The sequence below is a fragment of the Streptomyces sp. Ag82_O1-12 genome (assembly GCF_900182715.1).
GTDB lineage: Bacteria > Actinomycetota > Actinomycetes > Streptomycetales > Streptomycetaceae > Streptomyces > Streptomyces massasporeus.
The window spans coordinates 7,786,790-7,800,399 of the sequence record NZ_FXUW01000001.1 but is presented as its reverse complement, the minus strand read 5'-3'; the positions used below and the strand labels follow the sequence as shown (position 1 = coordinate 7,800,399).

Genomic DNA, 13,610 nt, shown 5'->3' with positions numbered 1-13,610 from the left:
CTGGGAGAGTGTCAAGAGATCGACACCGCTCACCAAGCAGAACATACGGAGTACCTCCTCCAGTGCCTCGGAGGAATCTTTGAAGCGACCCTTGTGCGCCTATGGGCGTTCACTTAACCTCACAGCAACATCGAAGCGCTTCGACTACGTAAACCTCGCCAGTGATGGGATGTTCACTTTCCAGCTCAGCTGGTTCAAGTCACGCCACCGCAGCCGACGGCCCACCGCCGGGTGTCCAGGTGCGCCACGAAGGGTTGACGCAATGACGCCGAACGCCGCCTCCGCCCCCTCCGGACCCAGCAGGAGAAGCTTCCTCGCCTCCACGGCGGTCGCCACCGCCGCGGTGGCCGGCGGGATGCCGCTGCTCGCCGCCTGCGGCGGTTCGGAGGGCGGATCGCGCGAGGGAACCACGTCGGGCAAGGCCGCGGACAAGCTGCTCCCGACGTACGTCGCCAGCACGTTCGCCGAACCGGACCTTCCCTCGAAGAACGGTTCGGCGGCCGGTTACACCGGCAAGGTCGACCTCGCGGCCCTTTCCACCTCGGTTCCGGAAAAGCTCGCCACCGGCGCTCCGCTCAAGATCATGGCCCCGCTCTGGGGTACCCCGCCGAAGCCCGGATGCGCGTACTACAAGGCGGGCGACGCGGCCGCCGGCACCAAGATCACCTGGCAGAACCAGGACGGCCAAACCTACGCTGAGAAGCTCGGTGCCGTACTCGCCTCCAGCTCCATACCCGACATGGTGGTCGTGCCCAGCTGGAACATGGTCGGCAAGATCTCCAGCGCGGTCACCGCGAAGTTCATGGACCTCGGCCCCTACCTGTCGGGCGACAAGGTAAAGAAGTACCCGAACCTGGCCGCGATCCCCTCCGACGCCTGGCGCGTGAGCATCTTCGGTGGCGCCCTGCGCGGCATCCCGATGCCCATGGCCTCCGTGCCCAACATCGTGCCCTTCTACCGCAAGGATTTCTTCGACAAGAAGGGCTACACCGTCCCCAAGTCGGCCGACGAGTTCCTCAGCTGGGCCAAGGAGGCCACCAGCGCCAAGGCCAAGGTGTGGGCCTGCGCTGACATGAGGTGGTCGGCGGCAGGCATCTTCGGTGTCCTCCCCGCCGCGTCGCTCGGCTGGAACATCGGGGACGACGGCAAGCTGACGTACCGCATCGAGCATCCTGAGTACCTCGAACATCTGGAGTGGGTCCGCAAGCTGTTCGCCGCCGGTGTGGTACATCCCGACGACAAGGCAAACACGGGCGACCCTGCCCAGCGGTTCACCGCCGGGCAGACCCTGGTCTACAACCAGAACATGTCCGACTGGTACGGCAAGACCGCCGAACAGGCCCAGACCAACCCGGACTTCGAGATCGACGGCATGGACTTCTTCGGCGCCGACGGCGGCGACCCGACCCTGTATGCCGGCCAGCCCGCCAGTATCTGGTCGATGATCCGCAAGGGCGCCTCGAAGGAGACGGTCGAGAACGCGCTGGCCGCCGCCAACTTCGCGGCGGCGCCATACGGCACCAAGGAGCGGATGTACGTCGACTACGGCGTCGAGGGCACCCACTACACGCTCAAGGACGGCGCCCCGGTCAAGAACGATCGAGGTCTCCAGGAGGTGAACAACGCCTGGGTGCTCCTGGCGGCCCCGGCTCCCTACCTGGCCCACCCCGACCTCCCCGAGGTCACCCGCAAGCAGGTCGAGTGGCAGCAGCGGCAGGGTGCCTTCGTGAAGAAGACGTCCACGTACGGCATGAACATCGTCGAGCCGTCCCGCTACGCCACCCTCTCCAGCCAGTTCGAGCAGCTGGAGATCGACTTCGTGCGCGGCAACAAGAAGCTGTCCGACATCCAGCAGGCCATCTCCACCTGGAAGTCCTCCGGCGGCGACAAGCTGCGCGACTGGTACAAGCAGCTCCTCGACAAGAACGGCAGCGGAAACTGATGTCCCTCACGGCTGGGAGCAGGCCCGACGGGACGCGCCCCCCCACGGCCGTCGAGGAACCGGCGGCCGCGGTCGCCGCGGCCACCGTCAAGGAGAGCGTGCCGCGCGGGGCCGGCAAGACGGGCAAGGTCCCCTTCCGGGTCCGGTGGGGCCGCGACCGCACGCTCGTCCTGATGACGCTGCCCGTCGTCGTCCTGCTCGTGATCTTCAACTACGTCCCGCTGCTCGGCAATGTCGTCGCCTTCCAGGACTACGACCCCTACGCCGCGGGCAACGGCATCACGGCGATCTTCCACAGCCCCTGGGTCGGGGTGGAGCAGTTCTCACGGATGCTCGACGACCCGCTGTTCTGGAGCGCCACGAAGAACACCCTGGTGCTGTTCGCGCTCCAGCTGGTGCTGTTCTTCCCCGTCCCCATCGCCCTCGCGCTGGTCATCAACAGCGTGATCCGGCCGAGGGTGCGGGCCGTGGCGCAGGCGATCATGTATCTGCCGCACTTCTTCTCCTGGGTTTTGGTGGTCACCGTCTTCCAGCAGATCCTCGGCGGCGCGGGCATCATCGCCCAGACCCTCCAGGACCACGGCTGGAGCGGCTTCGACCTGATGACCGACGCGGACGTGTTCAAGTACCTGGTCACCGCGCAGGCCGTGTGGAAGGACGCCGGCTGGGGCATCATCGTCTTCCTCGCCGCGCTGTCCGCGGTCAGCACCGACCTGTACGAGGCGGCCGCGATGGACGGCGCGGGACGCTGGCGGCGCATGTGGCACGTGACGCTGCCCGCGCTGCGCCCGGTGATCGCGCTGCTGCTGGTGCTGCGGGTGGGTGACGCGCTCAGTGTCGGTTTCGAGCAGTTCCTGCTCCAGCGTGACGCGGTCGGCGCGGGGGCCAGCGAGGTCCTCGACACCTACGTGTGGAACATGGGTATCCAGAACGGCGACTTCAGCTACGCGGCCGCGGTCGGTCTGGCCAAGGGAGTCATCGGACTGTGTCTCGTCCTGGGTGCGAACAAGTTCGCGCACCTGCTGGGCGAGCAGGGGGTGTACAAGAAGTGAGCCTCAACACGCAGCTCGTCCGCAGCCTGAAGGCTCCCGCCCGCCCCGGGTGGGAGGAGCCGCCGAGCAAGGCCGGCCTCACCGCCAAGAGTGCCTTCCTGGTGCTCTGCTGCCTGGGGGTGCTCGGTCCGCTGTGGATCGTGATCGTCACCAGTCTCTCTCCCAAACCCGTGATCGACCGGGTCGGCGGCCTCGTTGTGATCCCCCAGGGCATCACCTTCGTCAACTACACCGAACTGCTCAGCGGTGGTCAGGTCAGCCGGGCCATCATGGTCTCGGTCGGCGTGACCCTCTTCGGCACGCTGTTCTCGATGACCGTGTCGGTGCTCGCGGCCTACGGCCTGTCCCGGCCGGGCAGTCTGGGCCACCGGTTCTTCCTGATGACCATGATGGCCACCATGTTCTTCGGGGCGGGGCTCATCCCGACCTACCTTCTGGTGCAGTCGCTGGGCCTCACGGACACCTATCTGTCGCTGATCCTGCCGAGCGCGGTCAGCGTCTTCAACATCCTCGTCCTGCGGGCCTTCTTCATGGGCATCTCACCCGAACTCACCGAGTCGGCCCGCATCGACGGAGCCGGAGACCTGCGGATTCTGCTGACCATCATTCTGCCGCTGTCGCGCGCCGTGCTGGCCGTCATCTCCCTGTTCTACGCGGTCGGATACTGGAGCGCCTGGTTCAACGCCTCCATCTACCTCACCGACCAGCAGATGATGCCGCTGCAGAACGTCCTCATCCAGCTGGTCCAGAAGAACACCGAGGCCCCGACGGGTCTCCAGCAGGCGGTCCGCTCCGGGCAGCTCTCCTCTCTGGGATTGCAGATGGCCGTCATGGTCCTCGCACTGATTCCCGTCGCGGTCGCCTCCCCGTTCGTCCAGCGGCACTTCAAGAAGGGCATGCTCACCGGGGCCGTCAAGGGCTGACCGCAGTTGTCGCCCGTGGCCGTGTCGTGGCTTGTCGCGCAGTTTCCCCGCGCCCCTCACGGGACGCTTCCCCCCTCCTTCCAGAACGACGAGGTGTGTGTCATGCATGCGTCCAGTCTCAGCAGGCGTGCCGTTCTCGCCGGGACCGCTGCCGCCGCCGCAGCCATCTCCCTTCCGATGACACAACGGCGGGCGCAAGCCGCCGCCACTCTCACGGAGAGCGGATACCGCTGGCGCAACGCGGTCCAGGGCGGCACCGGGTTCATCACCGGAGTGCTGTTCCACCCCTCCGTGCGCGGGCTCGCCTACCTGCGGACCGACATCGGCGGCGCCTACCGGTGGGACGACCGGACCGACCGGTGGATCCCGCTCACCGACCACCTCGGCTGGGACGACTGGAACCTGCTCGGCGTCGAGGCCATGGCCGTCGATCCGGCCCACCCGAACCGGGTGTACCTGACCCTCGGCGCGTACACCCAGTCCTGGGCCGGCAACGGGGCCGTCCTGCGGTCCGAGAACCGCGGGGCCACCTGGAAGCGCACCGACCTCACCGTCAAGCTCGGGGCCAACGAGGACGGGCGGGGTGCGGGGGAGCGGCTCCTCGTCGATCCGCGGGACAGCGACACGCTGTGGCTGGGAACCCGGCACGACGGGCTGCTCAAGTCGACCGACCGGGGCGCCACCTGGAAGACCGCGAGCTTCCCGGCCACGCCCAGTGCCACCGGCCAGGGCATCACCTTCCTGGTCGCCGCGGGCCGTACGGTCTACGCCGGCTGGGGCGACTCCGACGGCACCGCCGGCAAGCCCAACCTGTACCGCACCTCCGACGGCACGACCTGGAAGGCCGTCCCCGGGCAGCCCACCGGCACCGCCGCCAAGGTGCCGATCCGCGCCGCGTACGACCGGCACGCACGCGAGCTGTACGTGACGTACGCCGACGCCCCCGGCCCCAACGGGCAGTCCGACGGCAGCGTGCACAAGCTGCGCACCAGCAGCGGAAAGTGGAGTGAGGTCACCCCGGTGAAGCCGGGCGGCACGACGGCCGACGGCTCCGCCGACTCCTTCGGCTACGGCGGTGTCGCCGTCGACGCCCGCCGCCCCGGCACGGTGGTCGTCTCCACGAATAACCGCTGGGCCGACATCGACCCCGTCTTCCGCTCCACGAACGGCGGCCGCACCTGGACGTCCCTGAAGGACAGGGCCGTCCTCGACGTCTCCGAGACCCCCTACCTCAAGTGGGGCGGGGACAAGCCCAAGTTCGGCTGGTGGATCCAGGCCCTCGCTCTCGATCCATTCGACTCCGGGCACGTCGTTTACGGCACCGGCGCCACCCTCTACGGCACCCGCGACCTCAAGCACTGGGCCCCACAGATCCGCGGCGTGGAGGAGGCGGCCGTCCGCCAGCTGATCTCGCCGCCGACCGGCGAGGCGCACCTGATCAGCGGCAACGGGGACATCGGTGTGATGTACCACGAACGGCTCACGGCGTCGCCGTCGCGCGGCATGGCGTCGAACCCGGTGTTCGGCTCCTCCACCGGCCTGTCGCTGGCCTCGGGCAAGCCGTCGTACGTGGTCCGGGCGGGCTGGGGCGACCACGGCAACGGCGCCTACTCGAACGACGGCGGCAAGACCTGGACACCCTTCAAGACCCAGCCGGACGTCGCCAAGTCCGCGCCGGGCCCGATCGCCACCAACGCCGACGGCAGCGTGCTGCTGTGGTCCTTCGGCACGGCCAACCCCGGATACCGATCGGCCGACAACGGCGCCACCTGGTCCGAGATCGCCTCCTTCCCCCAGGGAGCCGCTCCGATCGCGGATCCCGTCGACCCGACCCGCTTCTACGCCTACGACACCACCACCGGGACGCTGTTCGCCAGCACCGACAGCGGCCGGACCTTCACCGCGCGGGCCGCCGGCCTGAGCACGGGCGACAGCGAGTTCCAGCTGGTGGCCGCTCCGGGGCGCACCGGTGACCTGTGGCTCAGCCTCAAGTTCAACGGGCTGTACCGCTCGACCGACGGGGGCGCGACCTTTGCCAAGGTCAGCAGCTGCCACGCCGCACACACCCTGGGCTTCGGCAAGGCCGCCAGGGGCGCTTCCTACCCGGCGATCTACATGGTCGGCGCCGTCGAGAGCTTCAACGCCGTCTACCACTCCGACGACGAGGCGAAGACCTGGGTGCGGATCAACGACGACCGGCATCAGTGGGGCTGGACCGGAGCCGCCATCACCGGCGACCCCCGTCTCCACGGCCGGGTCTACGTCGCCACCAACGGACGCGGCGTGCAGTACGGGGAGCCCGTCTGATAGCCGATCCGGCACAAGCTCGGACCTTACCCAGGCGCACGGCGGTTCGGCTGCTTGGGCAGGCTCCCGGAGCTCATGCGGGCAGGCGGCATCGGCGCGGTTCTCGCCACCCCACCTCAATCGCCCCGCCCTGCATGGGCCGGCTGAACGTTTTCGGAGAGCCGGATGCCGAGTGGGACGTCGTCACGCATCACACCGTGACACGGCGGGACGGCGATCAGCCCCGCTGACTGAGCAATCACTCACAGAACAGAGGAAACTGCATGAAAAAGTCTTGGATTCCTCCCCTGATCATGCTTGTCGCTATCGCGCTCGGGGTGACGGCGACAGATGTGACCCCGGCCTCCGCTGCCTCCAACACGCCTTTGCGAATCATGCCGTTGGGCGACTCGATAACCTGGGGCGTGGGAAGCAGTACGGGCAACGGCTACCGCGCGCCGTTGTGGAACCGGCTCGCGGCGGACGGCCATCCGCTGGACTTCGTGGGCACAGTGCGGAACGGTTCGATGTCCGATCCGGACAACGAAGGCCACTCCGGGTACCGCATCGACCAGATCGCCGCGCTCGCCGACGCCTCGCTGACCCGCTACCGGCCCAACGTCGTGACGTTGCACATCGGTACCAACGACCTCCAAGGAGCCTCCGAGGTCGACAGCGCCATCGCCCGGCTGAGGTCGCTGGTCAACCAGATCACCGCCGACGTCCCCGACGCCATCGTTCTCGTCGCCTCCCTGGTCGTGTCCACCAGCAGCTCGGAGGAGCGGTTCCGGGGCACGTACAACCAGGCCACCCGGCAAATCGTCAGCGACGCGCAGGCCGCGGGCAAACGCGTCGCGTTCGTCGACATGAGCAGTCTGACCACGGCCGACCTGGCCGATCCCCTGCATCCCAACGACTCGGGCTATCAGAAGATGGCCGACGCCTTTCACCGTGGTGTCCAGTCCGCGGACAGCGCCGGGTGGCTGAAGACCCCCGCCCCCGCGCCCGCCCGCGTGCAGTCCGGCGTGGCCGGCAAGTGCATGGACGTCAACGGCTCCAGCACCGCCGACGGGACCGCCGTCCAGACGTGGAGCTGCGGCGACGGTGCCAACCAGTACTGGTCCGCCTACACCGACGGCACCCTGCGCTCCCTGGGCAAGTGCCTCGACGCCGCCGGCGGGACCACCGCCAACGGCACCAAGCTGCAGCTCTGGGCCTGCCACGGCGGTGCCAACCAGCTCTGGCAGCCCTACAACGGCGGCTACCGCAACCCCGCCTCCGGCCGCTGCCTCGATGTTCCAGGCTCCTCCACAGCCGACGGCACACAGCTCGTACTGTGGGACTGCAACGGCGGCTCCAACCAGAAGTGGACCACTCTGACCACCGGATGACACCGGCTCCAGTGAGGGACTACGCAGGACGGCCGACTGACTGTCACAAGCCCGTCAGTCATTCCTACAGGTCAGCGAGCCCTTCCACGCGGCATAAGCGGCACTGGAGGCAGCGCAGGAGCAGGCAGCGGAGCGCCGTCGTAGCCCTTCACCTCGCCGAACCTCGTCCCTTCCATCCAGTCCCGCCGCGCCTGCGCGTTGCATGGACTCACCCCGTCCGGCGCCGGAGGAACAGACCGAGCTCGCACGCAAGATCGGGGAGGCCGCCCCGATGTTCGACATCGACGTGTTCACGGCAGGCACTTACCACAGCGAATGCGAGGCGTGGCCGACGCCGCCGACACGCGAGGAGCCCTGGCTCTCCGATGTCGAAGGCATCCCCGAGACGCTCGTCGTATCGGGCACCGGCGATCCTGTGACGCCGCACGAGGGCGGCATCGCGATGGCGAAAGCCCTCGGCGGAAGCCTGCTCACAGTCGACGGCAAGCAGCACGGCGCCTACCTCCTCGGCGGCAGCAAGTGCATCGACGACGCGGTCAACAATTACCTCCTCGACCTCGAGACCCCGCCCACCGACGCCCGTTGCAGCCTGTGACACGCTCGACTCCGGCGTAGATGCCCCGGCCGGTACTGGTGACTCGCGGGCCTGACCCGACAGGCTTCACGCATGGTGAACACCCGCCCCCATGTGCCGTCGACGGCCCACATCCGCAGCCGGTTGTAGACGCCTCGCCAGTTTCCGTACTTCTCCGGAAGGTGGACCCACTGCGTTCCGCTCTGGAACCTGAAGGCGATGGCGCCGATCACCTCACGATGCATCGCCAGCGGCTTCGGCCTGTTGTTGCTGCTCCGTCTCGCCACACTGCTTCGAGGCATCGACCGACAGTCGATGCCAGCCCCGGGATTCTCGGCATCATGCGCGGCATCTCGGCTCCGACGCCACCTGAACCCGGCCCTTCTCCCCGAACAGCAGCAGGGGAACGACGTCTTCGACGTCGTTCCCCTGCGCCGGCCGTGAGCTGGGTTCACCCGCCGGAGTGGACCTCAACCGGCCACCCAACCGAGACACTCCCGCCGCGGCCTACGTCGTTACTCAGACCGCAGTCCATCAGCGCTGACGGCCTTAACGCCCTGAATCCTCCGGGTGATGGCCACGGCCATGTTCTTCTGGGCGTCCGTGAGCATCGTGGTGCTGAAGAGGGTTACCACACCTTGGTTCGTCTCGACCTTGATGTCCGAACCGGGGATGCCCTTTTCAGTCACCAGGTCGGCCTTCACCTTCGTGGTGATCCACGTGTCGCCTACGTCCTCTTTCATCTCCGCCATGGCTGACTCCTCCTCCGCCGCAAATGAATGGTCACGATACGTGATCATGGCACACCATTCAGTGAAACTTTTCAGCCTTGCCGCTCCAGGGTGAGGACGACTGCGGCGATTGACGACATTCGATTCGGGCTGCAACGGGACCTGCGGAAGATCCGCCACGACTTGAGCCGTGCGACGCCGCGCTCGACCGGCGCCCGGGCGGCATCGGAATCCTGTGGAATCGCAAACAAGGCGGCAGCGCGAGTGACGCCGTCCCTCCGCAACGCCCGACTCGACCGCCAGCCGGGGCAGCATCGGTCCGGACACCGCCGAACCTGCGAACGCCCACACATGCGCTGACGCTGAGAAAAGGACCTCGCATCCCAGCCTGACGAGGCGTCAGCAAAGTCAGCATTAGGTCAGCAAGAGTCCTGCCACAGCCGCCCACAGACAGCCACACCGTGGAATCGCCAACCGCACCGGCCCGAGCCGGCCGGCCGTTTGGACGCCTTCCGGCAAGCAGGTGGAAGACAGCGAGAATGGCCCGACCGTCTTCCGACCCGCGGCCACCAATGCTGACGCGTTTCCGCAGGTCAGCGCACCCTTCCCCGCGGCTTCAACGGCACCGGTGGCAGTTCCGGTGCGGGCAGCGGGTCCCCGTCGTACCCCTTAACCTCTCCGAACCGGGAGCCTTCCATCCAGTCCTGGCGGGCCTGTACGATCTCCTCCTGCGACCGTCCGATCCAGTTCCAGAACATGATCAGTTCCTCCTCGAACGGTTCGCCGCCCAGGAGCATCAGGCCCGCGTCGGACTCCGCCCGCAGGGGCAGTTCGGTGCGGCCGCAGCCGAGGTAGAGCATGGAGCCGGGGAGTACGGGGACGCCGTCGACGTGGGCCTCTCCGGACATGGACAGCACGGCGTACTCGAAGTCCGGTTCCAGGGGGAGACGTACGTCCGCGCCCCGGGTCAGGGCGAGGTCGGCGCCGACGATCGGGGTGTAGGCCGTGCCGGGTGACGTCGCGCCGTCGAGGTCGCCGAGGATCAGCGTCGCCGTGACGCCGGGTGCCGTGACGACCGGCAGGTCGGCGTGGTGTTCGAAGCGCGGGTCGGTGTGGCGGTGGCCGTCGGGGAGCGCGACCCACAACTGTGCGCCGTGCAGGAAGCGGGCGTGCGAGCGCGGGCTCTCCTCCGAGTGACTGATGGCCCGGCCGGAGGTCATCAGGCCGAGTTCGCGCGGGCGGATCGTCTGGAGGCTGCCGGTGGAGTCGCGGTGCAGCACCTCCCCCTCGTGCAGCCAGCTCACGGTCTGCAGACCCATGTGGGGGTGCGGCGGCACCTGCATGCCGGGCTCGTCGGCGATGTCGTCGGGGCCGTAGTGGTCGACGAAGCACCAGGCTCCGACCATGCGGCGGCCGAGATTGGGCAGCAGCCGGCGGACCTCGCTGGACTCACCCAGCTTCACCCGGCGAGGGCTGAGGAGTTCACGCACCGGCTCCGCCACCACGAAGCCGCGGCCACCGCACAGGGAGGGTGCCGCTTCGCGCTCAAGATTGCTCATGGCGCACAACCTAGTCCGGCACGAGGGCTTGCGTCAGCGTCACGTTCGGGCCGCGCCGCGAGTGTCCAGTCGGCTTCTCATCGACCTCCCGTCGACGGCCCGTCGGCCCCCCGTCGGCCCCCCGTCGGTGGCCCGTCTGCTTCGTGCAAAATAGTAGCCATGTACATAGTAGCCATGTACCGTATCTGTCATGAGCAACGGTTCCGAGGGCGCGACGCCCGGCTTCCTGGTGTGGCGGCTGTCGATGAAGTGGCGGGTCGCGGTCGACCGCGCGGTGGCCCCGCTGGGGCTCACCCACGCGCAGTACTCGCTGGTCGCGTCGCTGTACGGCATGCGGCACACCGGCGAACGGCCCAGCCAGCGCCGCCTCGCCGACCACACCGGCCTCGAGCCGCTCTACGTGTCGAAGCTGGCCCGTGCGCTGGAAACCGCCGGTCTCCTGGAGCGCACCAAGGACCCCAGCGACCCGCGCGCGGTGCAGCTCGCCCTCACCGAGCAGGGCCGCGAGGTCACCGGGCGGGCGATCGAGGTCGTCCACGGACTCCTCCAGCAGTTCCTCGACCCGCTCGGCGGCCTCGACAGCGCGCGCACCCGGGAGTTCAAGCGCGAACTGACGGCCCTGCTCGACGCACCTCTTGATCCCTTCAGCGAGCACGAGACGGAGCAGTCATGACCACCACCACGCCCCTGGTCAACCCCCGTGACATCGCCCTTGCCCACTACGCCGGGCGCGCCGTCCTGGAGACCGTGCTGGCCCGGCACGGCGTCACCTTCCAGCAGTCCGTCACCCTCCGGCTCGCCGCCCTCACCGACGGCCCGGTCGGCCGCGAGCAGCTCGCCGACGGCGTCACCGGCGCCCTGAAGATCGACGCGGCCGAGGTGCACGGCGTCGTCGACGAGCTGATCGCCGCGCAGCTGCTGACCCCGGACGGGGCGTCCGACGTGCGGATCACGGACGCCGGGCGCCAGCTGTACGCCACCACCTCGGGCGAGACGGCACCCCTCACCGCCCGGATCTACGACGGCATACCGGCGGAGGACCTGGCCGTGACGGGCCGGGTGCTGCGCCTGATCACGGAGCGGGCCGGCGCCGAGCTGACGGCGCTGCGCCGGTGAGCCCGATGACGTAGTGGAATATCGAACCAACAGGTTCGGTTGTCGGCCTCGAAGGAGGCCACACGTGAACACCACCCAGGACACGACGTACTACGCCCAAGGAACTCCGGCCGAGCGCTGGGAGCGCGCGCAGCTGTTCTTCGAGGCCAAGGACTACGCCGCCGCCGCGCGCGTCCTGGTCGGGCTCGTCGAGGAGGTGCCCGAGCAGACCGGGCCCCGGCTGCTCCTGGCGCGTTCCTACTACCACTCGGCCCAACTGCGTCGCGCCGAGGCCGAGTTGCGGACGATCGTCGAGCGGGACCCGGTGGAGCACTACGCCCGGCTGATGCTCGGCCGCACCCTGCAGCGGCAGAGCCGGCACGAGGAGGCGGAGTCGCATCTGCGGATCGCCTCGGCGCTCGCGGGTGACTTCGAGCAGGTCTGACCCGCGCCGCACATGAAGATGCCCGGCTCCGTGGGAGCCGGGCATCGGTGTGCCTGAGGGCCTGCTACGAGGCCGGTGTCCCGTACGAGCGCCGCCCGCGCCGGTAGGCGATCTCCCCCAGCAGGATGTCGACGGCGAGGAAGGCCGCCAGCGGGATGCCGAACAGGGGCAGGAAGTACCCGAGTACGGCGATGCCCGCCAGCAGCGGCACGAGGATCTGTGGCGGGACCTGCTGCCAGGCGCCGCGCGGGATCGGACGGCCGAAGGCGGTGCCGCGGCCACGCTGCCACCACATGCGGTAGCCCCAGACGATCAGCAGGATCAGGGAGAGCGCCAGCAGCATCAGGGCGATCTGGTTGACCAGTCCGAACAGGATGCCGGTGTGCAGGTCGATGCCCCACCGGGTGAGCTTCGCGAGGACCGGGTGGTCCTCGAACCGCAGCACGTCGGTGACCTCGCCACTGGCCGGGTCGATCGCGACGGCGTCCTGCTTGGAGGGCCAGCTGCGCTGCACCTGCTTCACGACGTACGCCGAGGTGGCGTCGGCGGGGGGCACGATCTCCACGGGGTCGCCGAGCCCCTCGGCCCGCGCCGCCGCAAGGACCTTGTCCAGACCCACGCCGTGTGCGGCGTCGCCCGCCTGCCCGGCGGCGGAGCCGTGGCCGGAGTGCTCACCGCCCGCGGCGGCAGACACCGACGGGGTGGCCTGGCCCAGCGAGGTCCGCAGCTCGTCGATGTTGGCCCCGGCGTAGGCGGACCAGGTCAGACCGGTCGCCGAGAGGAAGAAGAACCCGGCCGCCGCCCAGACGCCGACACTGCCGTGCAGCCCGAGGGTGCGGCGTCGCCCCGTCGCCCCCCGCACCTTGCGCAGGGCGCGACGGCGGGAGAACCACAGCGCCAGACCGCCCGCCGAGATGACCCACAGCCAGCTGGCCGCCAGCTCGCTGTACAGCCGCCCCGTCTCCCCCAGGTGCAGGTCCCGGTGGAACTCGTCGATCCAGGTGCGCAGCGGCAGCGCTCCGGTGGAGCCGTACTGTTCGAGCGCGCCGCGCACCTTCGCGGTGTACGGGTCGACGAACACGGCGAGCGTGTGGCCCTCACCGACGCCCGGGACGCCGGACAGCATCACCCTGGTCGTCGCGTCGGCCTCCGGTGAGGGGCGTACGGCCGAGACGGTGCCCTCGGGGTGCGCCTTGCGGGCGGCGGTCACCTGCTCGCCGATCGGCAGCTTCCGCTCGCCCACGGGGACGGTCAGTTCGTGGTCGTAGACGAGCTTCTCGGCCTGGAAGGAGCCGGCGTACAGCAGGCCGGTGACGGCGGCGACGAGGAGGAACGGCGCCACCAGGACCCCGGCGTAGAAGTGCAGACGGAGGATCAGCGGGCGCAGGGGGGCCCAACTGCTCCTCGATGGTGCCGGGGCGGCTGGTTGCGGGGCCTCGTCCGTGGTGGTCGAGGGAGCGGTGGTCATCGGCGGGCTTCTCCGGGGACGTCTTCAGGGCCGGTGCGGTGTGGGCGGTGGCCGTTGCGGTGCAGTAGTCGGGGCGCCTGGGGGTTCAGTTCCCGCGGGTGATGTGTGACGTGGGTCACGCATGGGTGGGGGGTGCCGTGCCAT

The 13,610-nt window shown here is 68.9% G+C and carries 13 protein-coding genes and 2 pseudogenes; 9 read left to right on the top strand and 6 right to left on the bottom strand.

What is annotated here, in order from left to right; all coding sequences use genetic code 11:
- The first annotated feature begins 262 nt into the window (after positions 1-262).
- The 5 genes from QOL88_RS35530 (at position 263) to QOL88_RS35510 (ending at position 7,594) form a co-directional block, all read left to right on the top strand.
- Positions 263-1,942: an extracellular solute-binding protein gene (locus tag QOL88_RS35530; protein ID WP_097222327.1), complete on the top strand. Its 1,680-nt coding sequence runs from the start codon at positions 263-265 to the stop codon at positions 1,940-1,942.
- Positions 1,942-2,994 carry an ABC transporter permease gene (locus QOL88_RS35525; RefSeq protein WP_097222326.1) on the top strand — a complete coding sequence of 351 codons (1,053 nt, stop codon included), beginning with the start codon at positions 1,942-1,944 and terminating at the stop codon, positions 2,992-2,994. The genes QOL88_RS35530 and QOL88_RS35525 overlap by 1 nt, the downstream gene beginning before the upstream one ends.
- Positions 2,991-3,917: a carbohydrate ABC transporter permease gene (locus QOL88_RS35520; protein WP_097222325.1), complete on the top strand. Its 927-nt coding sequence runs from the start codon at positions 2,991-2,993 to the stop codon at positions 3,915-3,917. Before QOL88_RS35525 ends, QOL88_RS35520 begins: the two co-directional genes overlap by 4 nt.
- A 102-nt stretch (positions 3,918-4,019) precedes the next feature.
- Entirely contained in the window at positions 4,020-6,224 is a 2,205-nt protein-coding gene (locus QOL88_RS35515) for a sialidase family protein (RefSeq protein ID WP_097222324.1), read from the top strand.
- Positions 6,225-6,487: 263 nt separating this feature from the next.
- Complete coding sequence (locus QOL88_RS35510) at positions 6,488-7,594, top strand: ricin-type beta-trefoil lectin domain protein (protein WP_179879048.1); 1,107 nt, start codon at positions 6,488-6,490, stop codon at positions 7,592-7,594.
- Between the two features lie 71 nt (positions 7,595-7,665).
- Here the strand turns inward: QOL88_RS35510 and QOL88_RS35505 are convergent.
- Positions 7,666-7,788 (bottom strand): annotated as a pseudogene (locus QOL88_RS35505) (pirin family protein); the annotation flags it as partial.
- Positions 7,789-7,865: 77 nt separating this feature from the next.
- Between QOL88_RS35505 and QOL88_RS35500 the strand changes: the two are divergent.
- Positions 7,866-8,189 (top strand): alpha/beta hydrolase, encoded by a 324-nt coding sequence (locus tag QOL88_RS35500; RefSeq protein ID WP_179879047.1) that lies wholly within the window; start codon positions 7,866-7,868, stop codon positions 8,187-8,189.
- Here QOL88_RS35500 and QOL88_RS39040 read toward each other — a convergent pair.
- From QOL88_RS39040 to QOL88_RS35485, 4 genes and pseudogenes are all read right to left on the bottom strand, one after another.
- Entirely contained in the window at positions 8,138-8,470 is a 333-nt protein-coding gene (locus tag QOL88_RS39040; RefSeq protein ID WP_097222321.1) for a transposase, read from the bottom strand. The two genes, QOL88_RS35500 and QOL88_RS39040, sit on opposite strands and share 52 nt — an antisense overlap.
- Positions 8,471-8,683: 213 nt before the next feature.
- On the bottom strand, positions 8,684-8,920 hold the full coding sequence (locus QOL88_RS35495; protein WP_218892927.1) for a BON domain-containing protein: 237 nt from the start codon (positions 8,918-8,920) through the stop codon (positions 8,684-8,686).
- A gap of 71 nt (positions 8,921-8,991) precedes the next feature.
- A pseudogene (locus tag QOL88_RS35490) lies at positions 8,992-9,129 on the bottom strand (IS5/IS1182 family transposase); the annotation flags it as partial.
- A gap of 363 nt (positions 9,130-9,492) precedes the next feature.
- Positions 9,493-10,458 (bottom strand): pirin family protein, encoded by a 966-nt coding sequence (locus QOL88_RS35485; protein WP_097222319.1) that lies wholly within the window; start codon positions 10,456-10,458, stop codon positions 9,493-9,495.
- A 190-nt stretch (positions 10,459-10,648) separates the two neighbouring features.
- Between QOL88_RS35485 and QOL88_RS35480 the strand changes: the two genes are divergently transcribed.
- The 3 genes from QOL88_RS35480 (at position 10,649) to QOL88_RS35470 (ending at position 11,998) form a co-directional block, all read left to right on the top strand.
- Positions 10,649-11,131, top strand: a complete 483-nt coding sequence (locus QOL88_RS35480) for a MarR family winged helix-turn-helix transcriptional regulator (protein ID WP_097222318.1) — start codon at positions 10,649-10,651, stop codon at positions 11,129-11,131.
- Entirely contained in the window at positions 11,128-11,574 is a 447-nt protein-coding gene (locus QOL88_RS35475) for a winged helix DNA-binding protein (protein ID WP_097222317.1), read from the top strand. Before QOL88_RS35480 ends, QOL88_RS35475 begins: the two co-directional genes overlap by 4 nt.
- A gap of 64 nt (positions 11,575-11,638) precedes the next feature.
- Positions 11,639-11,998 (top strand): tetratricopeptide repeat protein, encoded by a 360-nt coding sequence (locus QOL88_RS35470; RefSeq protein WP_097222316.1) that lies wholly within the window; start codon positions 11,639-11,641, stop codon positions 11,996-11,998.
- 64 nt (positions 11,999-12,062) lie between these two features.
- Here QOL88_RS35470 and QOL88_RS35465 read toward each other — a convergent pair whose 3' ends face one another.
- Positions 12,063-13,466: a PepSY-associated TM helix domain-containing protein gene (locus QOL88_RS35465; protein WP_097222315.1), complete on the bottom strand. Its 1,404-nt coding sequence runs from the start codon at positions 13,464-13,466 to the stop codon at positions 12,063-12,065.
- Between the last annotated feature and the right edge of the window lie 144 nt (positions 13,467-13,610).

What these genes read in the sequence shown, in the direction of transcription:
- QOL88_RS35530 (WP_097222327.1), top strand. Translation starts at nt 263, where the DNA reads ATGACGCCGAACGCCGCCTCCGCCCCCTCCGGACCCAGCAGGAGAAGC.
- QOL88_RS35525 (WP_097222326.1), top strand. Translation starts at nt 1,942, where the DNA reads ATGTCCCTCACGGCTGGGAGCAGGCCCGACGGGACGCGCCCCCCCACG.
- QOL88_RS35515 (WP_097222324.1), top strand. Translation starts at nt 4,020, where the DNA reads ATGCATGCGTCCAGTCTCAGCAGGCGTGCCGTTCTCGCCGGGACCGCT.
- QOL88_RS35510 (WP_179879048.1), top strand. Translation starts at nt 6,488, where the DNA reads ATGAAAAAGTCTTGGATTCCTCCCCTGATCATGCTTGTCGCTATCGCG.
- QOL88_RS35500 (WP_179879047.1), top strand. Translation starts at nt 7,866, where the DNA reads ATGTTCGACATCGACGTGTTCACGGCAGGCACTTACCACAGCGAATGC.
- QOL88_RS39040 (WP_097222321.1), bottom strand. Translation starts at nt 8,470, where the DNA reads ATGCCTCGAAGCAGTGTGGCGAGACGGAGCAGCAACAACAGGCCGAAG.
- QOL88_RS35495 (WP_218892927.1), bottom strand. Translation starts at nt 8,920, where the DNA reads ATGGCGGAGATGAAAGAGGACGTAGGCGACACGTGGATCACCACGAAG.
- QOL88_RS35485 (WP_097222319.1), bottom strand. Translation starts at nt 10,458, where the DNA reads ATGAGCAATCTTGAGCGCGAAGCGGCACCCTCCCTGTGCGGTGGCCGC.
- QOL88_RS35480 (WP_097222318.1), top strand. Translation starts at nt 10,649, where the DNA reads ATGAGCAACGGTTCCGAGGGCGCGACGCCCGGCTTCCTGGTGTGGCGG.
- QOL88_RS35475 (WP_097222317.1), top strand. Translation starts at nt 11,128, where the DNA reads ATGACCACCACCACGCCCCTGGTCAACCCCCGTGACATCGCCCTTGCC.
- QOL88_RS35465 (WP_097222315.1), bottom strand. Translation starts at nt 13,466, where the DNA reads ATGACCACCGCTCCCTCGACCACCACGGACGAGGCCCCGCAACCAGCC.